Raw genomic sequence first — 19,034 nt, forward strand, 5'->3', positions numbered from 1 at the left:
AACTCAGTTCGCCGCCACGCGCGCGACAGCAGCCACGGCCGGCGCGGCCGGGGGCACGACCTTGACGGCCTGTCCCGGGCGAGCCTTCTGCTGCCCCTCAACGACCAGGTGGTCCCCGGCCTTCAGTCCGGAGGTCACCAGCCACTGGTCGCCTACGGCGCGTTCGGTGGTGATGGCCCGTGATTCAAGCTTGCCGTCGGCACCGACCACAAAGGCCACCGGCTTTCCGGTGGCGTCGCGGCTGACTGCCGGCTGCGGCACCAGCAGGGCCTGCTCGCTCACGCCCTCCTCCACCACGGCGCGCACATACATGCCGGGCAGCAGGTCGGCCTTGGGGTTGGGGAACACGGCGCGCAGGGTGATCGCGCCTGTCCCCTGGTCGACCGTCACATCGGAGAACTGCAGCTTGCCGTTCAGCGGGTAGGTGCTGCCGTCTTCCAGCAGCAGCTTGACGACGGCGGCATCCGCGCCGCCGCGCTTCAGGTCGCCCTGCGCCAGCGCATGCTTGAGCCGCAGCACCGCGCTGCTCGATTGCGTCACATCCACATAAATCGGGTCCAGCTGCTGCACCGTCGACAGCAGCGCCGACTGGTTGGCCGTGACCAGCGCGCCCGGCGTCACCGACGACTTGCCGATGCGCCCCGAGATCGGCGACGTGACGCGCGTGTAAGCCAGGTTGATGCGCGCGCTTTCCAGTGCCGCCTTGGCCGCGGCCACATCGGCCTCGGCCTGCTGCAGCGCGGCCGAGGCGTCGTCCTGGTCCTGCTGGCTGACCGCCTTGATGGCGACCAGCTCGCTGTAGCGCTGCGATTTGAGCCGGGTCGCGCGCAGGTTGGCTTCATTCCTGGCCAGCGTGGCGCGGGCATTGTCGTAACTGGCCTGGTAGCTGGCCGGGTCGACCTGGTACAGCGCCTGGCCGGCTTTCACCAGGCCGCCCTCCTCGAAATTGCGCGTCTTGATCAGTCCCGTGACTTGCGGACGCACTTCGGCAATCTGGTAAGGCACGGTGCGGCCCGGCAGTTCGGTGTTGAGCGCGAAGCGCTGCGGCTGCAGCACCTGCACGCTGACCTGTGGCGGGCCCGAGGCCTCGGGCGGGCCGTGAGGCGGATCGCCGCAGGCGGCGAGCAGCACCGGCAACAAGGTGAACGCCGCGGCGCCGCGGGCCAGGGAAAGAATCGAAGACATGGGCAAACTCCTTGAATGAGGCGGAATTGGACAATCGGGATTCGGCGACCCATTCCGTCGGATCACCACTTAAACATACTTGTGAGTACATTTTAAACATTGACCCATTTGGGGTGTCAAGCGATAATGAACTCATCAGTTCAAAATAAAAGGGTTGACATGAGAGTAAAAACCGAGGCAAAGCGCGAATCCATCCTTGAAATCGCCTCGCAGGTGTTCCAGGAAATGGGTTACGAACGCACGTCCATGGACGAGATCGCCGCGCGCATGGGCGGCTCCAAGGTCACGCTGTACGGCTACTTCCCGTCCAAGCAAAACCTGTTTCTGGAAGTCGCCGCCTATGCCGGCGCGCGCCACCTGGGGCCGGCCTACGATGAATTGACGCCCGGCGGCGACGACCTGCCGCGCATGCTGCGCCGCTTCGGCGAGAAGTTCCTGTCCTTTGTCTGCACGCCGGAGGCCACGGGCACCTACCGCATGGTGGTGGCGCAGTCCGGCCAGTCCGACATAGGCCGCAGTTTTTTCGAGCTGGGACCCAAGCGCGGCGAGGAAACCGTGACGGCCTTCATCCAGTCCGAAATGGACGGCGGCCGCCTCAAGAAAAAGGACGCGTTGGTGGCGACCATGCACCTGACGGCCCTGTTGATGTCCGAGACCCAGCACCGCATACTGATGAACGCTGCGCCGCCGCCCACGCGCCAGCAGATCAAGCAGATGGTGGATCGCGCGGTGGTGGTGTTTATGGAGGCGTATGGCCTGTAAACACCGGGCTGCGTGGCGTATTCAGAAAAGCGGATTGCAGCCAAAGCGCAGGGTTTGGCGCCTGAGCGCCCCAGGCATTCGTGTGGCACTCCAAGCCGGCGTGGTCAGCCGGCTTTTGTGCATGCCTCTGCTTCAGAACAGGTCGAGAAGTTCTTTCAGCACAGGCGCGATGAGAAGCACCGCGTAGCCCGCCAGATGCACCGCCATGAGCGCGCAGATACCGAGCGCCAGGCCGAACAGGAGCTCGCTGGTGCTGGACGCTTCTTCTGGCTCTTCCCCGGGCGTGGGGGCCTCAATCACGGGGGGATGGATTAAAGTGTTCATGCCGCATCATCCGCAAACAAAATCATTCATGGGGTCGGGTGATGCCTTGTCCCAGGCTCGGTGGAAAACCTACAGGGAAACCCTCAGTCCTCCAGCATTTCCGGCGTTTCCCTGCGGCGGCCGAAATAGCGCCTGACCTGCCCGGGATCGCTGCCCACGGCGTAAATGGCCGCGCGCAGTTCGTGCTCGGTGCATTGCAATTCAGCGCACCAGGCCTGCACGACCTGCGGGTCAAGCAAGGTAATGCGGTCAACCGCCGCGGCGGTTGGGGGAGCTCGCGAAGCCATCATGGTTCTCCCTTCAGGTGGGACATTTCATGGAGCCGAAAGATGCCCGGGCCGTTCCCGGGCCCGGATACATCCTGCTACATGACTCTGCTACCTTTTGGGCTATAGCGCATCCCCCAATTGGAGGAGGTGGCTGGAAACGCCAGCTTACGAATTCGGGGGATTCAGGCCGGGCCGGCCAGGGCGCAGAAGTCCCGGACCGCGGCGCCTGCCTGTTGCAGGGACGCCTCACCGATCGCATAGGCGAAGCGCAGGTGATGCGCCAGGCCGAAAGCGGAACCGTGCACCACACCCACGTTCGCCTCCTCGAGCAGCGCGACCGCCACGGCTTCATCGGAATCGAGCAGAACGCCGCCCGCGCTGCGCCTGCCTATCAGGCCGGCACAAGAAACAAATGCATAGAACGCGCCGGCGGGCGTCTCGCAGCGCAGCCCCGGGGTCTGGTTCAGCTGCGCGACCAGCAGGTCGCGCCGCCGCTGGAACTGGGCGCGGCTTTGCGCGATGAAATCCTTGGGGCCGTTGAGTGCCGCGAGGGCGGCGTGTTGCGAGATCGAGCAGGCACCCGAGGTCTGCTGCCCTTGCAGTTTTTCCATGGCCTCCAGCAGCCAGCGGGGCCCGGTGCCGAAGCCTATGCGCCAGCCCGTCATCGCGTAGGCCTTGGACACACCGTTCATGGTCAGCGTTCGCTCCTGCAGTGCCGGAACGGCCTGGGCCAGGGTGCAAAACGCCGCGCCGTCGAAGATCAGGTGCTCGTAGATGTCGTCGGACAGGATAAGGACGTGCGGGTGCGCCAGCAGCGCGCGACCGAGTGCCTCCAGTTCTTCGCGGCTATAGACCGCACCCGTGGGATTTGACGGGGAGTTCAGGATCAGCCACTTGGTTCGGGGCGTGATCGCGGCCTCAAGGGCAGCGGGCGTCAGCTTGAAACCGGTTGCCGCGTCGCAGGCAACGATCACGGATACGCCGCCGCAGATCTGGACCATCTCCGGGTAGCTGACCCAGTATGGCGACGGAATGATCACCTCGTCGCCCTCGTTGAGCGTGGCGGCCAAGGCGTTGTACAGCACCTGCTTGCCGCCCGAGCAGACGATGGTGTCCCGCCACGCTACGTCGAGCCCGTTCTCGCGCTGGTACTTCGCGGCCACCGCCTCGCGTAAGGCCCGCAAGCCGGCCACCGGCGTGTAGCGCGTGTGCCCCGCCCCAATGGCGGCGATGCCCGCCTCGCGCACATGGGGCGGCGTGTCGAAGTCGGGCTCTCCCGCAGTCAGCGAGACCACCGGGTGTCCGGCCGCCTTGCGCAGCGCGGCGCGGTCCATCATGCGGTAGGTCGCGGAGGGCTGCGCGGCGGCGAGGCGGGTGTTCAGCAGGCTGTGGGCGCGCGTCATTTGCGCTCCGCGGCAATGGCTTCAAACTCCTTGTCGTGCATCACGTCGGCGACGGAGCGCCCTGCCCTGACCGCGGCGACCATACCCTCCTGGCGGCGGTTGATCTTTTCCCCCAGGGCCAGCACTTCTTCGATCTTTTCTTGCGGGATAAAGACGGTGCCGCAACGGTCCGCAATCACGTAGTCGTTTTCGTGCACGGTCACGCCGGCCATTTGTACCGGCTTGCCGGCGTCGAGCTGGACGACGCGGTTGCGCGCGCTGACCATGGTGATGCCCTTGCCGTACACCGGGTAGGCGATGGACTCGCTGCCTTCGATGTCGCGGCTGCAGCCGTCAATGACGGTGCCGCGGATTTTCTTGGCTACGGCGGCGTTGGCCAGAATGTCGCCCCAGCACGAAATGCCATCTATGCCACCCGAGATTACGAGCACCCTGTCGTCCGTCGTGACCGCGTCTATCACGGGCGAGATCAGGTGGACCGTGGGTTTGGCTTCGGTCTTGGGCCCCAGCAGGACGGTGCTGGCCCGGCCCACGACCTTGGGGCAGTCCCAGAGCGGCCTCAGCCCATAGGTGGCGCCGGGCAGCCCCAGGAAATCCAGTGCGTCGGAAACGGTGTTGCTGTCCAGCGCCGCGAGGCGCTGCAAAGTCGGCTTGTCCATGGTGTCAAACGCCTTTCTGGCTCAGGGTGGCATCCACCCAGGCCGATGAGTATGTACCCGCGAGGATCGCGGCGATGGTGGCCTGCTCGTCCCGCACCTTGGCGTGGGCTTTTCCCGCGACCTCGGCCGCAAGCGCGGCGGGCACCGCGACAAGGCCATCCGAGTCGCCAACCATCACGTCCCCGGGCTGCACCAACAGGCCGCCCACGGTGACAGGCACGTTGATGCTGCCGGGACCGTCCTTGTAAGGACCGCGCAGGCTGACGCCCCTGGCCCAGCACGGAAAGCCCTGCGCCTCGAAGGCGTCGACGTCGCGGATCGCGCCGTCCATCACAAAGGCCGCGGCGCCGCGCATGCGCGCCGTCGTCATCATGATCTCGCCCACCAGCGCGCGCGAGATGTCCCCCTCCCCGTCCACCACCAGCACATCGCCGGCCTGCAGCATGTCCAGGGCCTTGTGGATCAGCAGGTTGTCGCCGGCCCGCACCCGCACCGTGAAGGCATTGCCGCAGCAGCTGACGATGGAGCGGTTGACGGGCCGCAGCGCGGTCGTGCCGACCAGGCGCCCGCCCATGACGTCGCCGATCACCGAGCTGGGCAGGCCGCGCAAGGCGTCCAGCGCGGCGGCGTCTTCTTTCACCCGGGGGTGGATCTCGATTCCATTGAATGCCGCCATGCTCAATCCACCTTCGCGCCCGAGCGCTTGACCACGGACTCCCACAGGGGCAGCTCCGAGGCAATGAATTTGGCGAAGGCTTCGGGGGTGCCCTTGACGTCGGCCGATCCCATTTTGTCCAGGCTCATGCGCGCTTCCCTGGAGTCGAGCACGGTGTTGAGCGCGCCGTTCAGCCGCTTCACCAGCGCCGCTGGCGTGCCGGCCGGCGCGAACAGGCCGTACCAGTTCTCCGTCACAAAGCCGGGCATGCCCTGCTCCTTCATGGTCGGCACATTCGGCAAGCCGGCTGAGCGGGCCGCGCCCGTCGTGGCGAGGGCACGTATGCGGCCCGACGCGAGCTGCGGCACGATCACGCTCATGGCTTCGAAAGACATTTCCACCTGCCCCGCCACCACATCCTGGATCGCCGGCCCCGAGCCTTTGTAGGGGATGTGGGCCAGGGATATCTTTTGCTCCAGCTTGAGCAGCTCACCCATCAAATGCTGCGGGCTGCCGCTGCCGGCCGATGCATAGCTGAGCTTGCCCGGGTTCTTTTTGGCGAGCTCCACCAATTGGGCCAGGCTGGTGGCCGGCACGCCCGCGCTGACATACAGCACCAGGGGCACGGAGGCGACCTGGCCGATCGGCGCAAGCCCCTTCACCGGGTCCACGCGCAGCTTGTACAGGTTCCGGTTGATCACGATGCCGGTGTTGCTGCCCAGCAAAAGCGTGCATCCGTCCGGCGCCGCGGTGGCCACAAACTCAATACCGATATTGCTGCTGGCGCCGGCCTTGTTCTCGACGATGACGGGGGTCCCGAGTTCCTTCATCAGGCCGGGCTGGATCAGGCGCGCCAGCAGGTCGGTGGTGCCGCCGGGCGGATAGGGCGACACGAGCTTGACCGCGGGGCAAGGGTAAGCGGCTTGCGCCCAGGCCGCGCCCGATGCGATGGCGAGGGCCGTGGATGCGGCAAGGGTGGAAAGAAGGCGTACGGGGTTCATGGTGTTTGTCTCCGGAAATCAGGGCTTCAGGTCGTCAGTGGCGAATCGGCCGCGCGCTGCAGCGTGTGGTACTTGAACTGCTTGCGGGCCTCGGCCAGCGGCATGCCGGCCAGGGCTGCGGCGAGGATCTGCTCCTCAATCACCCGGGTTTCCAGCGCCTTGGCCAGCACGTCCTGCAGGTGGGCCCGCGGCACCACCACAATGCCGTCCGCATCCCCGACGACCAGGTCGCCCGGACAGACCCGCACGTCGCCCAGCGTCACCGGCTGCTCATAGGCCTCGACCTGCACGCGGTCCTTGCCGGTGCGCATGAAACGACCATGGGCATACAGCGGGTAGCCCACCTCATCGGCCTCCGCCGTGTCGCGGCAGACGCCGTGGATGACGGTGCCGGCCAGGCCCCTGTGCGCGGCGAGCCGGCTCAGGATGCCGCCCCACACCGTGCAGTCCAGGCGGCCGCCGTTGTCGAGGACCGCGACGGTGCCGGGCTTGAGCGTGTCGATGAAGTCGCCCACGGTTCCGGGCGAAGACCGGTCAATGGGCGCAAAGCGCACGGTGAAGGCGAAGCCGAACAGCTTGGCCGGGCCTGCCACAGGGCGTATGCCCAAAGCGCTGCCGGGCAGCTTCAGCGCGTCCAGCGCATCGGAAATTTCGGCGGTGGACAGGGCTTTGGCCTGCTGGAACCAGGTGGCCTGGTAGATGTCCTGGGGGATGTCATTGCTCATGAGGAGCGATGATGAGCTAGTGAATATCTGAATGCAATTGCCGATTTTTGAACTAATATTCAAAAATAATGAACTTAAAGCAAGTCAGATACTTTTGCGAAACCGTGGACGCCGGGAATGCCCGTGCCGCGGCCGAAAAACTATTCGTCGCGCCGACGGCCATCAGCATGCAGATCAGCCAGCTGGAGGCCTTGCTGGGTGGCGCCCTGTTTGACAGGGCAACCCGGCCCATGGGCCTGACGCCGCTGGGCCAGTTTGTCTACTCCAAGGGCACGGAGCTGCTGTCGGCCAGCGGCCGGCTGGAAGTCGAGGCCAAAGGCATGGCTGCGGGCAGGCTGGGCTGGCTGGGCATAGGTTTTACGCGCTCCACGATTTTTTCCATCCTGCCCGAGGCCGTGCGCGCCATGCAGTCGGCCTTGCCCGACGTGCGCATCGACCTGGAGGAAATCCTTACCGAGGAACAACCGGCCGCCTTGCGCAGCGGCGCCATCCACCTGGCCATCGCGCGCACCCTGGGCGCGTTCACGCGCGAGCCCGACCTGCACTACACCGAACTCTTCGACGACCCGCTGGTCGCCGCCCTTCCCGCGCAGCATCCGCTGGCGGCGCAAGCCAGCCTGCGGGCCGCGGAGCTGAACGCCCTGCCCTATGTGAGTTACCCCAAGGTGGCCAACGCGCACTTTTCCCGGCAGGTGCTGAACATCCTCGAGCAGGCCGGCGCCAAGGTCCAGGTCGGCCATGAGGCCAAAGAAATCAACACGGCGCTGGGACTGGTGGCCGCGGGCCTGGGCGCGACGGTGGTGGGCCGCAGTGTCGCCACGAACAACCGCGGCGACATCCGCTTTGTGCCGATTGCCGACCTGTCCGTCGGCAGCAAGGTTCTCGCGGTCCGCAAAGCCGGTCCCGTAAATGCGCTGGTAGAAGCCTTTCTCGACAAGCTGCGCGAGCAGGTGCCAGGCCGCGACTAAGCCTTGCTGTTCAGCGCCGCGGCGGCGCGCACCAGTGCCTTCAAGGCCTTTTCATCGAGGCTGTCACCCTCGTGGATATCGATGGCGCGCCGGGTGTTGCCTTCGAGGCTGGAATTGAACAGGCCTGACGGGTCCTCAAGCTTCGCGCCCTTGGCGAAAGTCATCTTCACGGCGCTCTTGTAGGTCTCGCCGGTGCAGATGATGCCGCCCTGCGACCAGACCGGAACCCCGCGCCACTTGAGCTCTTCGACCACCTCGGGAAGCGCTTGCTGGATGATCTTGCGGATGCGGGCCAGCGTTTCGCCGCGCCAGTCATTGAGTTCACGAATCTTCAGGTCTATCTGGGCGGAGGCGGAACCGCCCTCACTGGCTTTCGCGTCGCTGCTCGTTGCTTTTTTCATGGTGGATGCTGCTTTCTCTGAAGGTTTTAGCCGCTCACATTTTTTCGCCGGGCAATTCGCTGGCCTGCTGGATCCACGCCGCCAACTGGGCCTCGTCGAACCGGCCGTCCTCCAGGATGTGGAGATAACGCGTGTCCTGGCTTTTGGATTCGACCGGCGGCACGGGGCGCAAAGAGCTGCCGCGAAAAAAGGCTACTTTGACGTAATTCGTGAAGCAATGAAAGCTCAGGAACCAGCCCTGGCCCGCCACGCCGTAGAACGGCGAGTTCCATTTGACGGCCTTGTGCGCGCCGGGCACGGTGCGCGTGATCAGCGCGTCCAGGCGCCGCCCCACATCGCTTTTCCAGCCCGGCATGGCCGCGATATAGGCCTGCACCGGGGCATCGCCCTCGCCTTTGGCGATCTGCGGGTTGCCGCCCGCGAGCAGCGCCGGCTTCGCGCGGGCCTTGCTGGCCGTTGTTTTCATCTCCGGGCCTTCCTGCGAAGAATGGGGGCCTCAGTTCGCCCGCGCCAGCACCTGCTCCAGCTGGCCAAAGAACTGTTGCCAGCCGTGTTTCGCGCCCTGGTAAGCCTGTTCCTGGTCGGTCCGGAAGCCGGCCTGCTCCATGCGCAAACGGGTGCCCGTGCCTGTGGGCGTGAGTGTCCAGGTGACCACGCTCTCCAGGCCGTAGGCCGCCCAGGTGTAGGACAGGGTTTTCTCGGCTTCGACGGTTTTCACCTCGCAGTCGACAGAGCCCCAGTCGGCGCTGAGCTTGAAGCCGCGGCCCACAACAGGCTGGAAGTCGTTTTTCATGAGCCATTCGGCGATCAGATGCGGCTGCGTGAGCGCGCGCCAGATCTTGGCTGGCGGGTGGGGAATCTCCCGTTCAACAACAACGGAGCGGGTTTCGGTAACGGCTTGGGCTTGGGTCATTGGTCCATCCTTTTTAACAGTGATTCAAGGTCATCGAAGCGTTCATTCCAGAACGCGCCATAGGTGCTCACCCAGTCGCGCAGCGGCGCGAGCGCCAGCGGCTGGGCGCTGTAATGCGTCTCGCGGCCCTGCTGCCTGTCGTTCACGAGTTTTGCCTGTTTGAGCACGCGCAGGTGTTTGGACACCGCGGGCTGCGACACCCCGGCGCGGTCGGTCAAGGCGCGCACGGTCTGCTCACCGTCGCGCGCCAGGCGTTCAAAGATCGCCCGGCGTGTCGGGTCGGCCAGGGCTTTAAAAACTTCGTTCGCAAGGGCTTGCATGGCCAAATCATAACCAAGTGGTTATTGATTTGTCAAATCCGGCGCAAGCTCTTGAACTGCTCTTCAGTTTGGTGGGCGCCACTTGCAGATGAACGGGAATACGATGGCGTTCATTCACTCTTGGACCCTCATGGAACTCCGCCAACTCCGTTATTTCGTGAAAGTCTGCGAACTGCGCAGCATGGGCCGGGCAGCCATCGAACTCGGCGTGGTGACATCTGCGCTGAGCCAGCAGATAAGCCGTTTGGAGAGCGAGCTCAGCACCCGATTGCTTCAGCGTGGCAGTACCGGTGTGAGTCCCACCGACGCGGGCGTGGCCTTCTTGCAGCAGGCCCAGCTCACGCTGCGCCACGCGCAAGAGGCGGTGCGCGCGGCCCAGCAGGCGCGCCTTTCGGGCCATGTGAGCGTGGGCCTGGCGCCGACCACGGCCTCGGTGCTCGGCCTGCCGCTGATGCAGGCCATGCGCGCGCGTTACCCGGATGTACGGCTGCACCTGGTGGAGTCGCTGTCGGGCCACCTGGCCAGCATGCTGCAGGCGCGCCAACTCGATCTGGCCGTGCTGTTCGAGCCCACCACGCCGCGCCGCTGGAGCATCGAGCCCCTGCTCGACGAAAAGCTGTTCGTCCTGGCCGCCGCCGGTTTGGTTCAGCGCCCTTGCGGCCTCAAGGTGCGGCTGGCCCAGCTCGCCGACGTGCCGCTGATCATGCCCAGCGCCGGCCACGGCCTGCGCGCCACCCTCACCGCCGCCTTTGCCCGCGCGCGCATCGAACCCGACGTGGTGGCCGAGATCGATGGCCTGGCGCTGCTGATGGATGCCGTCCGGGCCGGCCTGGGGGCCACCATCCAGCCGGGCGCCGCCGTTGCGCGACAGTCAACAAAGGACGTGCTCAGCAGCCAGATCACCGACGCGCATGTGAGCCGGCGCAACCTGCTGGTCAGCCTGTCGGACGACGAGCTGTCGCCGGCCGCGCTGGCCACGCGGGTGGTAATGGCCGACACGGCGCGCACCTTGGTGCGCGAAGGCCGCTGGGCCGGCGCAAGCCTTCTCGAAAACTGAACACCTGTTGCCCGATCCGGCCTTTCGCAGAAAGGGCCGCCTGCCTAAAGTCTCCTGACCCACAAGGAGACAAGAAGTGAGCGATGAGCAGGTCGATGTACTGGTCGTAGGTGGCGGCAATGCCGCACTCTGCGCCGCGCTGATGGCGCGTGAGGCCGGCGCCAGCGTGCTGCTTCTCGAAGCCGCGCCCAAGGCCTGGCGCGGCGGCAATTCGCAGCACACGCGCAACCTGCGCTGCATGCACGACGCGCCGCAGGACGTGCTGGTGGAAGCCTACACCGAGGAAGAATACTGGCAGGACCTGCTGAAAGTGACCGGCGGCATGACCGACGAACACCTGGCCCGGCTCGTCATCCGCGCATCGTCGAACTGCCGCGACTGGATGCGCCGCCACGGGGTGCGCTTCCAGCCGCCGCTCTCGGGGGCACTGCATGTAGCGCGCACCAACGCATTCTTCATGGGCGGCGGCAAGGCGCTGGTGAACGCCTATTACCGCAGCGCCGAACGACTGGGCGTGCAAATCCGTTACGAGATGCCGGTGGCTTCGGTGGAGCTCGACGGCGAGCGCTTCACCGCGGTACACACCGAAGCCGGCGAACGCATCACCGCCAGAAGCTGCGTGCTCGCCGCCGGCGGCTTCGAGTCCAACCGCGCCTGGTTGCGCGAGGCCTGGGGCCAGAACGAGCGCGGCGAATGGCCGGCTGACAACTTCCTGATCCGCGGCACCCGCTTCAACCAGGGGGTGCTGCTCAAGCAGATGATCAAGGCCGGTGCCGACGCCATCGGCGACCCCTCGCAGGGCCACATGGTGGCTATCGACGCCCGCGCCCCGCTCTTTGATGGCGGTATCTGCACCCGCATCGACTGTGTGTCGCTGGGCGTGGTGGTCAACCGCGAGGCCCGGCGCTTCTACGACGAGGGCGAGGACTTCTGGCCCAAGCGGTACGCCATCTGGGGCCGGCTGGTGGCCCAGCAGCCCGCCCAGGTGGCCTATTCCATCATCGACCAGAAGGCCGTGGGCCGCTTCATGCCGCCGGTGTTTCCCGGCACCACCGCCGACACGCTGCAAGGGCTGGCGCGGCAGCTCGGCCTGGACGAGCCCGGCTTCCTGCGCACCATTGCCGACTACAACGCCGCCTGCCGCGTCGGCCGCTTCGACCACACCGCGCTGGACGACTGCCGCACCGAAGGCCTGGCACCCGCCAAGACCCATTGGGCCCGGCCCATTGACACCGCGCCCTTCCACGCCTATCCGCTGCGCCCCGGTATCACCTTCACCTACCTGGGCCTGAAGGTGGACGACACCGCCGCCGTGCGCTTCGGCGGCCGGCCCAGTCCCAACCTCTTCGTGGCTGGCGAAATGATGGCCGGCAACGTGCTCGGCAAAGGCTATACCGCCGGTGTCGGCATGAGCATCGGCACCGCCTTCGGACGCATCGCGGGCACCCAGGCCGCCGCCGCCGCCCTGAAGCAGAAAGAGTCCCAGCATGCAAACGCTTGAAGCCCTGGCACGCGAGGCCGTGTCGCTCGCGGACGGCCCGCGCCGTGTCATTCCCATTCTTTCCACCGCCGAGACCGAGGTCGGCCGGCAGATGCAGATCTGCAACGCCTGCCGCTATTGCGAGGGCTTCTGCGCCGTGTTCCCGGCCATGACCCGACGGCTCGAATTCGGCCAGGCCGACATCCACTTTTTGGCGAACCTCTGCCACAACTGCGGCGCCTGCCTGCATGCCTGCCAATACGCGCCGCCGCATGAGTTTGCCGTGAACGTGCCCCGGGCCATGGCGCAGGTACGCGGCCAAACCTATGTGGACTACGCCTGGCCGCCCGCGCTCGGCGTGCTCTACCAGCGCAACGGGCTCACGCTGTCGCTGGCCCTGGCCGCAGCGCTGGTGCTGTTCCTGGCAATGGCCGTGGCGATGAAGGGCAGCCTGTGGGGCGCCGCGCCAGGCGACACCTTCTACAGCGTGTTTCCCCACAAGCTGCTGGTGAGCCTGTTCGCCCCTGTGTTCCTGTTTGCCACATTGGCGCTGGCCATGGGCGTGCGGCGCTTCTGGCGCGACATCACGCCCGCCACCAGCGGCGCGCCGCTGAACGCGCCCGCCGCCGCCGAAGCCGCCGATGCGGTGCTGCGCCTCAAATACCTCGACGGCGGCCACGGCGACGGCTGCCACAACGAAGACGATACCTACACGCTGTCGCGCCGGCGCTTTCATCACCTCACCTTCTATGGCTTCATGCTGTGCTTCGCCGCCACCAGCGTCGCCACGCTCTACCACTACGCCTTCGGCTGGGTGGCACCCTACGCCCTGCCCAGCCTGCCCAAGCTGCTCGGCGTGGCCGGCGGCATCAGTCTGGTGCTCGGCAGCGCCGGCCTGTGGCGCTTGAACCGCAAGCGCCATCCCATGCACGGCGACCTGGCGCAAAAACCGATGGACCTGGGCTTCATCGCCCTGCTGTTCCTCACCAGCGCCAGCGGCCTGGCCCTGTGGCTAGGGCGCGGCACACCCGCCCTGGCCCTGCTGCTGTGCCTGCACCTGGGCGCTGTCATGGCCCTGTTCGCCACCCTGCCCTACGGCAAGTTCGGCCACGGCATCTTCCGCGGCGCCGCGCTGCTGCGCCATGCCGTCGAAAAACGCCTTCCCAATCCGATTGGCCTTGGCGCCGATTGAGAACCACAAAACACAAGCACCCCAAGGAGACAAAGCATGAACAAACGAAAATTTCTGCGCACCATCACGATGACGGTGGCTGCGCTCTGCGCAACCGGCCATGTACCGGCTCAAGACTTCCCCCCCAGGAAATCCATCACGCTGGTGGTGGGTTTTGCCCCTGGCGGGGCAGCCGATGCCGCGGCGCGCCTGATCGCGAAGAAACTTGGCGAGGACATCGGCCAGACGGTGATCGTGGACAACAAAGCCGGTGCCGGCGGAAACATCGCCCACCAGTATGTGGCCAACGGCCCCACCGACGGCTCGATGTTGTTGTTCGGCTCCGTCGGACCGCTGACCATTGCACCGCATGTCATGAAGGTCGGCTACGACCCCTTCAAGGACCTGGCCGCGATCTCGGGTGGAGTGAACTTCCCTAATATGCTGGTGGTGCACAAAGGCCTGGGCGTGAAGACCCTGGCCGAATTCGTTGCGCTGGCCAAAAAGAAGCCCGGCAGCATCGACTTCGCCTCTACCGGCGCCGGCTCGGCTTCACACCTGGCCGGGGAGCTGTTTAACCAGCGCGCCGGCATTGACATGGTGCACGTCCCGTACAAAGGCGGCGCTCCGGCCCTGCAGGATCTGCTGGGCGAACGCGTCGCCTCGTATTTTTCGGCACCGCCCACCGCGATGCCGCACGTCGAAGCCGGCAAGCTGGTTCCGTTGGCTACCACTGGCCTCACCCGCCCTGCCTACATGCCCAACATCCCGACGGTGGCTGAATCGGGCTACCCCGGGTTCGAGGCTCTTAACTGGTACGCCTTCCTGGCACCCGGCAAGACCTCCGTGGCCATTCTTGAGCGCTGGAACCAGGCCATCGTCAAGGTGCTGGCCGACCCCGGCGTGAAGGAGGCCCTTAACAAGCACGGCCTGACGCCGCAGCCGACCACCCGCGCCCAGTTCACCGACTTCATGCGAAAGGAAGATACCAAGTGGGGAGCCATCGTGCGCGAGCGAAAGATCACCGCAAACTGATGGATGAAAATTTGGGCATGCAAATCAGCAATTGGGATGCGGGGCCGCCTGCCGAATCGACTGTCCAGTTGCCTTAAATCGTTGGCCGCCCACCTTGTGTCCCGTGCCCGATCGGTTTGAAGCTGCCCCCGTGAAGCTCTACTTGCCCAACCCAATCGCCGCGCGCATCTTCTCCAGCTGCTCCGCCGTCGGCACCACAAAGGAGAACTGCGGGCCCAGGTCCATGGCCACGGCAAGCGGCTTGGACGGTGAGGTCAGTCCCTGGAAGGCGGCAATGGCCTTCTTGGCGGCGGCATCGGGCACGCTGGCGTGCAGGTACAAGCCAAAGCCGACACTGGTGGCCTTGGTCGGCACCACCACGAGGCGTGCCTGGTGCACTTTTTCGGAGCGCCCGGCCAGGCCCTTGAGGCTGACGCCCAGTGCGGAAGGCTCGCGGGTGACGGCGCCTGCCCAGGACTGCTCCTCCCACGCAAAGACGGCTTTTGCAATCAGGCCCTGCTGGCCGACGGTGGCTTGCGGCGCGACGTCCTCCACATTGCCGCACAGGCCTTCGGCTTTGGCGATGGCGGTTTCCACGCCGGCGGCCGTGCCAAAACATTTGGAGCGCTGCAGCTGGTCGAGCACGGCTTTCTGCTCCGCCGGTGGCAGGGTTTTCAGCGCCACGGCGCCCGCGTCGGTGGCGGCCTTGCCGGCCGCTGTGATGGCCAGCACGGCGGGCTGGACCACTTCATTGTTGAACACCGCGAGCTTGTAACCGCTCATCAGGCCGGTGACCTGGTTGGTGTAGACCCAGCAATACGGTGTGCGCCCCGAGGCGGTGATGTCGTCCACTTTCTTGATGGCGTACAGCGGCGTCTGCGGCAGGCCGGCGCGGCCTATGAAGGCATGCATTTCCTGTTCGGCCACCGCGCTTTGGTAGGCGGCCTCACCGCGGAAGAGCTGGGGGTTCATATAGGCCCCTCCCTCGCAGTTTTGCGCCTGGGCGGCCGGTGACAGGCAGGCGGCTGCCAGTGAAAAGGAAATGAGGGACAGATAACGCATGTTGGGCTCCCGAAGCAGTGGCGTTTGGCGTTGAGGTAATTGGGCTGTGGCTACCCGAATTGGTAACCAAACGTCACAAGCACGCTTTGGGCCATCATACTGACGCGCTTGCTGAAAATGCTAACTTTTTACTGCGGGTTGACCCGAATATTAGGCTGAAAGCGTAGCCATCAGTTCTACAGTTTGGCACTCCGGCACCCGAGCTCTCCATATCAAGGCAGCGCCTGTATTCTTGAAAAAAACACATGCATCAGGTCCGTGAACGCATCCGCCGGCACGGTTTCATGCCGGCGGGCGTCCAGTTCGGCAATGTGCTCCATCTCCATGGGCTGTGCTTCAAGCGCCGCCATGGAGATGTCCTTGAAGATGCGTTCCTGGGTCGTCGTGATGTAGACGATGCGGCAGTTGTGGTGGCGCATGTCGGTCGCGATCTGCACATACTTCCTCAGCACCGCCTGCTCCGGGCCTTCCAGGATTTGGGCGAACACGCCGCCCCCAAAAACCAGCAGGCCGGTGATGCCCAGGGGCGGGTTGTTTTTGGCCGCGCTTTTCAGGACGCCATTCACGGCTTCTTCGTTGATGCCTTCATGGGCGTCACTGAGGTAGAGCAGTCTGATCATGATGCGGCTCCTTGACTGGACTTGCAGTGTCCGCATGGGGAAGAGATGGCTTCCCCGGGCAATGAAGCCCCATCATCCCACCTCGCGCCACTTTGTGGTGGATCTTTCAGGCAGAAAAAAACCCTCCGCTCAGGGGAGGGTTTTTTGGCATTAGGGGGCATTATGGAGATTGGCGTCCTCCGCCCGCATACCGGACAAGGGCTAGCCCAGGCGCCCTTCTTCGCGCAGCCGCATCCCTATCCGCTGGATCTCGGCCTCCCCCTGGGCCAGCGCGGCCCGGCTGGTGTGCACCGAGTAATACCCCATGACCAGTTCATGCGGATGTTTGACGGCCGAGCCCAGCACAAAGGCCGTGTCGCCCTGGGCCGTGAAGGCTATGGCCTCGCCGGATTCTTCGAACACCGCGAGTTCGCCGGTGGCTAAGGGGCCGCCGCTCTCGTCGCCCGCATCCAGCCGTCCCTGGTTGACCGCGACCCAGCCCACGGAGTGGCCTTCGGGCGGTGTGTAGCGCCACTGCTCGCCGTCCTTCAGCGTGACGGCCAGGTAATTCATGTCAGCCGGCGCGGGAATCGGGCTTTGCGCCGCGCCGTAGCGGCCCAGCAGCACACGCGCCGGGCCTTCTTGCGGCAACTGCCCGGGCGACAGGTAAAGGCTTTCGGCCGGCGCGTTTTCTTCCGCGGCCGGCAACGCGACCCAGAGCTGGAAGCCCTGGACCGGTGAATCGCTGACGGGCGCGCCAGTGTGCCAGACGCCATTGCCCGCGCGCATCCACTCGACGCCGCCGGCCGGCAGCACGCCCTTCTTGCCGGTCGTGTCTTCATAGCTGACCTGGCCTTCGACCATATAGGTCAGCGTGGCGATGCCCGAATGCGGGTGCATGCCGAAGCCTTTGTGGCCGGCCGCCGGCTTGAAGCCGAACAGGTCCAGGAAGACAAAAGGCTTGAGGAACTCCCCCAGGTCGCCGGGGCTGACCAGCCGCGTGATGGGTCCATGGGCGCTGCCGCGCGTGCGGTGCACGATGGCGCGGGCGGCCGTCGCAACTGCGGCGCTGCTCATACAGCCTCCCTGGCGGTCTTGAGCGCCCTCGCCCACCAGGCCATGTCGTCCAGCAGGCCGGTGGCGGCCTGGGCCAGGTGCGGAAAGTCTTCAAAGCTTTTGCCCTGCTTCCAGATGCCCATGAACTCCACCATGCCGATGTGCACCGCATTGCGCACGGGCGCCATCTGCAGCTCGGTGGCGACCAGGCGCAGCTGCTCGACGGCCCGCGCCGCGCCCACGCCGCCGTAGCCGACAAAACCTATGGGTTTGCGGATGAACTCCTTGTAGGCATAGTCCAAGGCGTTTTTGAGCACGGCGCTGGGGCCGTGGTTGTATTCGGGCGTGACCACGATCAGGCCGTCCAGCGTGGCGAGTTTGGCGGCCCAGCGCTGCGCGGCCTCGTTCTTCACGGGCGCCCAGGCCGGCGACATGGGCTCGGCGAAGAAAGGCAGCGGATGGTCGCGCAGGTCTATCAGCTCAAAGGCCAGGTCTGTGCGCTGCTGGGCAAGCGTATGAATCCACTGCGCGGGCTTGTCGCCGAAGCGGCCTTCGCGGGTGGAGCCGATGATGATGCCGATACGGGGGGTGTTTGAGCTCATGGGATGGTCCTGAAAAACAAGGTGGGAGGCCTGTACGGCCCATGGACTGAAGAGTAAGGTCGCCCTCATTGATTTACTAGATGGCAGAATCGGATTGCACCCATCCATTCAAAGAAGGAATAAACCATGCTGGACCTCAACGACATCGCCATGTTTGTGCAGGTGGTGCGCTGCGGCAGTTTTGCCGAGGCGGCGCGGCGCCTGGGCCTGCCGGCCAATACCTTGAGCCGGCGCGTCCAGCAGCTGGAAAACCAGCTAGTCACACGGCTGATGCAGCGCTCCACGCGCAAGCTCACCTTGACCAGCGCGGGCCAGGCTTTTTATGAGCGCTGCGCGGGCGCGGTCGACGGGCTGGCCGAGGCCGGCCAGGAGTTGGCGACCGGCAGCCAGGAGCCCAGCGGCCTGGTGCGCGTGGCGGCGACCGCCGATTTTTTTGATTTTTTCCCCATGGAATGGGTGGCCGAATTCCTGGCCGCGCACCCGCGCGTGCGGCTGGACTTTGTGCTCAGCGACGCCCACGCCGACCTGATTGCCGAGCAGATCGACGTGGCTTTCCGTGGCGGCCCCATGCGCGACTCGGGTTACGTGGGCCGGCAACTGCTGGGCGCGCGCAGCGACGGCATGGTCGCCAGCCCGGCTTACATCGCCGCACGCGGCGCGCCGGCCACGCTGCAGGATTTGCGGGAGCACGATTGCGTGACCTCGCCCCACCCCAGCGGCCGAACGACCTGGCGCCTGACAGGCCCCGGCGGCATGGAAGAGGAAGTGCAGGTCGCGGGACGCTTCAGCGGCAACACCGCCCAGGCGCTGCGCAAGGCCACGCTGGCCGGCCTGGGCATCGCACTGCTGCCGCCCGCCATGGCCAGGCTGGACGTGCAGGCCGGGCGGCTGCTGCCCGTGCTGCCGCAATACCAGCGCACGGGCCACGGGCTCAGCGTGCTTTACCCCAGCCGGCGGCAGTTGCCGCTGGCGGTGTCAGCTTTTATCGCGTTGGTGATGGACAAGCTCAGCGAGGTGGAGAGCTTGCCGGAAATACTGAAGCCCGAACGGCGCTGAGCGGGTAGCGCGTCGATCAGTTCACCGAAATGTTGTCCATGTTCACGGTGATATTGATCACCGCGACATTGCCGTATACATCCACCTTGATGGAAATCTGGTTGGGGGCCGTGGTTTTATAGACGACGAGGTCACATATGCCTTCCGCCACATTCTGCGGCTGGCCGAAGTTCGCGGTGCCGTTGAGGCCCCACCTGACGTTTCCCACGGTCACGGCGGTCGTGTTTTGCGCTTGGGTTCCACCCACAATATTGACGGTTACATCGGTCATGTCGTTCTCCATCCGGTTTGAAAAAATGGTGTGCGTCCACTGGATCGGCAGGTTCACTGTCCAGGGGAAATCACTGTAGGA

24 protein-coding genes are annotated in these 19,034 nt (G+C 65.4%); 7 read left to right on the plus strand and 17 right to left on the minus strand.

From position 1 onward, the window contains the following. Positions 1–3: 3 nt before the first annotated feature. Positions 4–1,185 carry an efflux RND transporter periplasmic adaptor subunit gene (locus AC1D09_RS10510; RefSeq protein WP_477664578.1) on the minus strand — a complete coding sequence of 394 codons (1,182 nt, stop codon included), beginning with the start codon at positions 1,183–1,185 and terminating at the stop codon, positions 4–6. 159 nt (positions 1,186–1,344) lie between these two features. Here AC1D09_RS10510 and AC1D09_RS10515 point away from each other — a divergent pair, with 159 nt between their 5' ends. Continuing rightward, positions 1,345–1,947, plus strand: coding sequence for a TetR/AcrR family transcriptional regulator (locus AC1D09_RS10515; protein ID WP_477664579.1), 603 nt, complete (start codon positions 1,345–1,347; stop codon positions 1,945–1,947). A 132-nt stretch (positions 1,948–2,079) separates the two neighbouring features. Here AC1D09_RS10515 and AC1D09_RS10520 read toward each other — a convergent pair whose 3' ends face one another. From AC1D09_RS10520 to AC1D09_RS10550, 7 genes are all read right to left on the minus strand, one after another. After that, positions 2,080–2,271 carry a hypothetical protein gene (locus AC1D09_RS10520; RefSeq protein WP_477664580.1) on the minus strand — a complete coding sequence of 64 codons (192 nt, stop codon included), beginning with the start codon at positions 2,269–2,271 and terminating at the stop codon, positions 2,080–2,082. 83 nt (positions 2,272–2,354) lie between these two features. After that, on the minus strand, positions 2,355–2,561 hold the full coding sequence (locus AC1D09_RS10525) for a DUF3606 domain-containing protein (protein ID WP_477664581.1): 207 nt from the start codon (positions 2,559–2,561) through the stop codon (positions 2,355–2,357). Positions 2,562–2,722: 161 nt separating this feature from the next. Continuing rightward, on the minus strand, positions 2,723–3,943 hold the full coding sequence (locus AC1D09_RS10530) for a pyridoxal phosphate-dependent aminotransferase (RefSeq protein WP_477664582.1): 1,221 nt from the start codon (positions 3,941–3,943) through the stop codon (positions 2,723–2,725). After that, positions 3,940–4,602, minus strand: a complete 663-nt coding sequence (locus AC1D09_RS10535; protein ID WP_477664583.1) for an RraA family protein — start codon at positions 4,600–4,602, stop codon at positions 3,940–3,942. Before AC1D09_RS10535 ends, AC1D09_RS10530 begins: the two co-directional genes overlap by 4 nt. Positions 4,603–4,606: 4 nt before the next feature. After that, a complete protein-coding gene (locus AC1D09_RS10540) occupies positions 4,607–5,278 on the minus strand; it encodes an RraA family protein (protein WP_477664584.1) in 672 nt (223 codons plus the stop codon). A 2-nt stretch (positions 5,279–5,280) separates the two neighbouring features. Continuing rightward, positions 5,281–6,258 (minus strand): Bug family tripartite tricarboxylate transporter substrate binding protein, encoded by a 978-nt coding sequence (locus tag AC1D09_RS10545; protein ID WP_477664585.1) that lies wholly within the window; start codon positions 6,256–6,258, stop codon positions 5,281–5,283. A 26-nt stretch (positions 6,259–6,284) separates the two neighbouring features. After that, positions 6,285–6,983, minus strand: coding sequence for an RraA family protein (locus AC1D09_RS10550; protein ID WP_477664586.1), 699 nt, complete (start codon positions 6,981–6,983; stop codon positions 6,285–6,287). Positions 6,984–7,051: 68 nt separating this feature from the next. Between AC1D09_RS10550 and AC1D09_RS10555 the strand changes: the two genes are divergently transcribed. Next, positions 7,052–7,951, plus strand: a complete 900-nt coding sequence (locus AC1D09_RS10555) for a LysR family transcriptional regulator (RefSeq protein WP_477664587.1) — start codon at positions 7,052–7,054, stop codon at positions 7,949–7,951. Here the strand turns inward: AC1D09_RS10555 and AC1D09_RS10560 are convergent. The 4 genes from AC1D09_RS10560 to AC1D09_RS10575 are packed head-to-tail and all read right to left on the minus strand — an operon-like array spanning position 7,948 to position 9,585. After that, positions 7,948–8,352 (minus strand): DUF1801 domain-containing protein, encoded by a 405-nt coding sequence (locus tag AC1D09_RS10560; protein WP_477664588.1) that lies wholly within the window; start codon positions 8,350–8,352, stop codon positions 7,948–7,950. The two genes, AC1D09_RS10555 and AC1D09_RS10560, sit on opposite strands and share 4 nt — an antisense overlap. 34 nt (positions 8,353–8,386) lie before the next feature. Further along, a complete protein-coding gene (locus AC1D09_RS10565; RefSeq protein WP_477664589.1) occupies positions 8,387–8,818 on the minus strand; it encodes a DUF1801 domain-containing protein in 432 nt (143 codons plus the stop codon). Positions 8,819–8,848: 30 nt separating this feature from the next. Next, on the minus strand, positions 8,849–9,265 hold the full coding sequence (locus AC1D09_RS10570; protein ID WP_477664590.1) for an SRPBCC family protein: 417 nt from the start codon (positions 9,263–9,265) through the stop codon (positions 8,849–8,851). Further along, a complete protein-coding gene (locus tag AC1D09_RS10575; RefSeq protein WP_074575104.1) occupies positions 9,262–9,585 on the minus strand; it encodes an ArsR/SmtB family transcription factor in 324 nt (107 codons plus the stop codon). The genes AC1D09_RS10570 and AC1D09_RS10575 overlap by 4 nt, the downstream gene beginning before the upstream one ends. 130 nt (positions 9,586–9,715) lie before the next feature. Here AC1D09_RS10575 and AC1D09_RS10580 point away from each other — a divergent pair, with 130 nt between their 5' ends. From AC1D09_RS10580 to AC1D09_RS10595, 4 genes are all read left to right on the plus strand, one after another. Then, positions 9,716–10,642, plus strand: a complete 927-nt coding sequence (locus tag AC1D09_RS10580; protein ID WP_477664591.1) for a LysR family transcriptional regulator — start codon at positions 9,716–9,718, stop codon at positions 10,640–10,642. Between the two features lie 76 nt (positions 10,643–10,718). Continuing rightward, entirely contained in the window at positions 10,719–12,143 is a 1,425-nt protein-coding gene (gene tcuA / locus AC1D09_RS10585; protein WP_477664592.1) for an FAD-dependent tricarballylate dehydrogenase TcuA, read from the plus strand. Further along, positions 12,130–13,314 carry a tricarballylate utilization 4Fe-4S protein TcuB gene (gene tcuB / locus AC1D09_RS10590; RefSeq protein WP_477664593.1) on the plus strand — a complete coding sequence of 395 codons (1,185 nt, stop codon included), beginning with the start codon at positions 12,130–12,132 and terminating at the stop codon, positions 13,312–13,314. Before tcuA ends, tcuB begins: the two co-directional genes overlap by 14 nt. Before the next feature lie 69 nt (positions 13,315–13,383). After that, positions 13,384–14,328: a Bug family tripartite tricarboxylate transporter substrate binding protein gene (locus AC1D09_RS10595; RefSeq protein ID WP_477664596.1), complete on the plus strand. Its 945-nt coding sequence runs from the start codon at positions 13,384–13,386 to the stop codon at positions 14,326–14,328. A 138-nt stretch (positions 14,329–14,466) separates the two neighbouring features. Here the strand turns inward: AC1D09_RS10595 and AC1D09_RS10600 are convergent, their stop codons facing one another. From AC1D09_RS10600 to AC1D09_RS10615, 4 genes are all read right to left on the minus strand, one after another. Continuing rightward, positions 14,467–15,369, minus strand: a complete 903-nt coding sequence (locus tag AC1D09_RS10600) for a hypothetical protein (RefSeq protein ID WP_477664594.1) — start codon at positions 15,367–15,369, stop codon at positions 14,467–14,469. A 212-nt stretch (positions 15,370–15,581) separates the two neighbouring features. Further along, a complete protein-coding gene (locus AC1D09_RS10605; protein ID WP_477664595.1) occupies positions 15,582–15,989 on the minus strand; it encodes a BLUF domain-containing protein in 408 nt (135 codons plus the stop codon). Between the two features lie 201 nt (positions 15,990–16,190). Further along, entirely contained in the window at positions 16,191–17,045 is an 855-nt protein-coding gene (locus tag AC1D09_RS10610) for a pirin family protein (RefSeq protein WP_477664833.1), read from the minus strand. Beyond that, the gene (locus tag AC1D09_RS10615; protein WP_477664832.1) at positions 17,042–17,626 is read right to left on the minus strand and encodes an NADPH-dependent FMN reductase; all 585 of its coding nucleotides are present in this window, start codon (positions 17,624–17,626) and stop codon (positions 17,042–17,044) included. The genes AC1D09_RS10610 and AC1D09_RS10615 overlap by 4 nt, the downstream gene beginning before the upstream one ends. 126 nt (positions 17,627–17,752) lie before the next feature. On the opposite strand from AC1D09_RS10615, the gene AC1D09_RS10620 reads away from it, so the two are divergent. Further along, entirely contained in the window at positions 17,753–18,682 is a 930-nt protein-coding gene (locus tag AC1D09_RS10620) for a LysR family transcriptional regulator (protein ID WP_477701041.1), read from the plus strand. A 16-nt stretch (positions 18,683–18,698) separates the two neighbouring features. Here the strand turns inward: AC1D09_RS10620 and AC1D09_RS10625 are convergent, their stop codons facing one another. Continuing rightward, complete coding sequence (locus tag AC1D09_RS10625; RefSeq protein ID WP_477664830.1) at positions 18,699–18,953, minus strand: hypothetical protein; 255 nt, start codon at positions 18,951–18,953, stop codon at positions 18,699–18,701. Positions 18,954–19,034 lie beyond the last annotated feature (81 nt).

This window comes from Polaromonas sp. P1_A2 (assembly GCF_056406895.1).

Excerpts from the sequence above, each read along its gene's own strand:
- AC1D09_RS10510 (WP_477664578.1), bottom strand. The coding sequence starts at position 1,185 with ATGTCTTCGATTCTTTCCCTGGCCCGCGGCGCCGCGGCGTTCACCTTG.
- AC1D09_RS10515 (WP_477664579.1), top strand. The coding sequence starts at position 1,345 with ATGAGAGTAAAAACCGAGGCAAAGCGCGAATCCATCCTTGAAATCGCC.
- AC1D09_RS10520 (WP_477664580.1), bottom strand. The coding sequence starts at position 2,271 with ATGAACACTTTAATCCATCCCCCCGTGATTGAGGCCCCCACGCCCGGG.
- AC1D09_RS10525 (WP_477664581.1), bottom strand. The coding sequence starts at position 2,561 with ATGATGGCTTCGCGAGCTCCCCCAACCGCCGCGGCGGTTGACCGCATT.
- AC1D09_RS10530 (WP_477664582.1), bottom strand. The coding sequence starts at position 3,943 with ATGACGCGCGCCCACAGCCTGCTGAACACCCGCCTCGCCGCCGCGCAG.
- AC1D09_RS10535 (WP_477664583.1), bottom strand. The coding sequence starts at position 4,602 with ATGGACAAGCCGACTTTGCAGCGCCTCGCGGCGCTGGACAGCAACACC.
- AC1D09_RS10540 (WP_477664584.1), bottom strand. The coding sequence starts at position 5,278 with ATGGCGGCATTCAATGGAATCGAGATCCACCCCCGGGTGAAAGAAGAC.
- AC1D09_RS10545 (WP_477664585.1), bottom strand. The coding sequence starts at position 6,258 with ATGAACCCCGTACGCCTTCTTTCCACCCTTGCCGCATCCACGGCCCTC.
- AC1D09_RS10550 (WP_477664586.1), bottom strand. The coding sequence starts at position 6,983 with ATGAGCAATGACATCCCCCAGGACATCTACCAGGCCACCTGGTTCCAG.
- AC1D09_RS10555 (WP_477664587.1), top strand. The coding sequence starts at position 7,052 with ATGAACTTAAAGCAAGTCAGATACTTTTGCGAAACCGTGGACGCCGGG.
- AC1D09_RS10560 (WP_477664588.1), bottom strand. The coding sequence starts at position 8,352 with ATGAAAAAAGCAACGAGCAGCGACGCGAAAGCCAGTGAGGGCGGTTCC.
- AC1D09_RS10565 (WP_477664589.1), bottom strand. The coding sequence starts at position 8,818 with ATGAAAACAACGGCCAGCAAGGCCCGCGCGAAGCCGGCGCTGCTCGCG.
- AC1D09_RS10570 (WP_477664590.1), bottom strand. The coding sequence starts at position 9,265 with ATGACCCAAGCCCAAGCCGTTACCGAAACCCGCTCCGTTGTTGTTGAA.
- AC1D09_RS10575 (WP_074575104.1), bottom strand. The coding sequence starts at position 9,585 with ATGCAAGCCCTTGCGAACGAAGTTTTTAAAGCCCTGGCCGACCCGACA.
- AC1D09_RS10580 (WP_477664591.1), top strand. The coding sequence starts at position 9,716 with ATGGAACTCCGCCAACTCCGTTATTTCGTGAAAGTCTGCGAACTGCGC.
- tcuB (WP_477664593.1), top strand. The coding sequence starts at position 12,130 with ATGCAAACGCTTGAAGCCCTGGCACGCGAGGCCGTGTCGCTCGCGGAC.
- AC1D09_RS10595 (WP_477664596.1), top strand. The coding sequence starts at position 13,384 with ATGACGGTGGCTGCGCTCTGCGCAACCGGCCATGTACCGGCTCAAGAC.
- AC1D09_RS10600 (WP_477664594.1), bottom strand. The coding sequence starts at position 15,369 with ATGCGTTATCTGTCCCTCATTTCCTTTTCACTGGCAGCCGCCTGCCTG.
- AC1D09_RS10605 (WP_477664595.1), bottom strand. The coding sequence starts at position 15,989 with ATGATCAGACTGCTCTACCTCAGTGACGCCCATGAAGGCATCAACGAA.
- AC1D09_RS10610 (WP_477664833.1), bottom strand. The coding sequence starts at position 17,045 with ATGAGCAGCGCCGCAGTTGCGACGGCCGCCCGCGCCATCGTGCACCGC.
- AC1D09_RS10615 (WP_477664832.1), bottom strand. The coding sequence starts at position 17,626 with ATGAGCTCAAACACCCCCCGTATCGGCATCATCATCGGCTCCACCCGC.
- AC1D09_RS10620 (WP_477701041.1), top strand. The coding sequence starts at position 17,753 with ATGCTGGACCTCAACGACATCGCCATGTTTGTGCAGGTGGTGCGCTGC.
- AC1D09_RS10625 (WP_477664830.1), bottom strand. The coding sequence starts at position 18,953 with ATGACCGATGTAACCGTCAATATTGTGGGTGGAACCCAAGCGCAAAAC.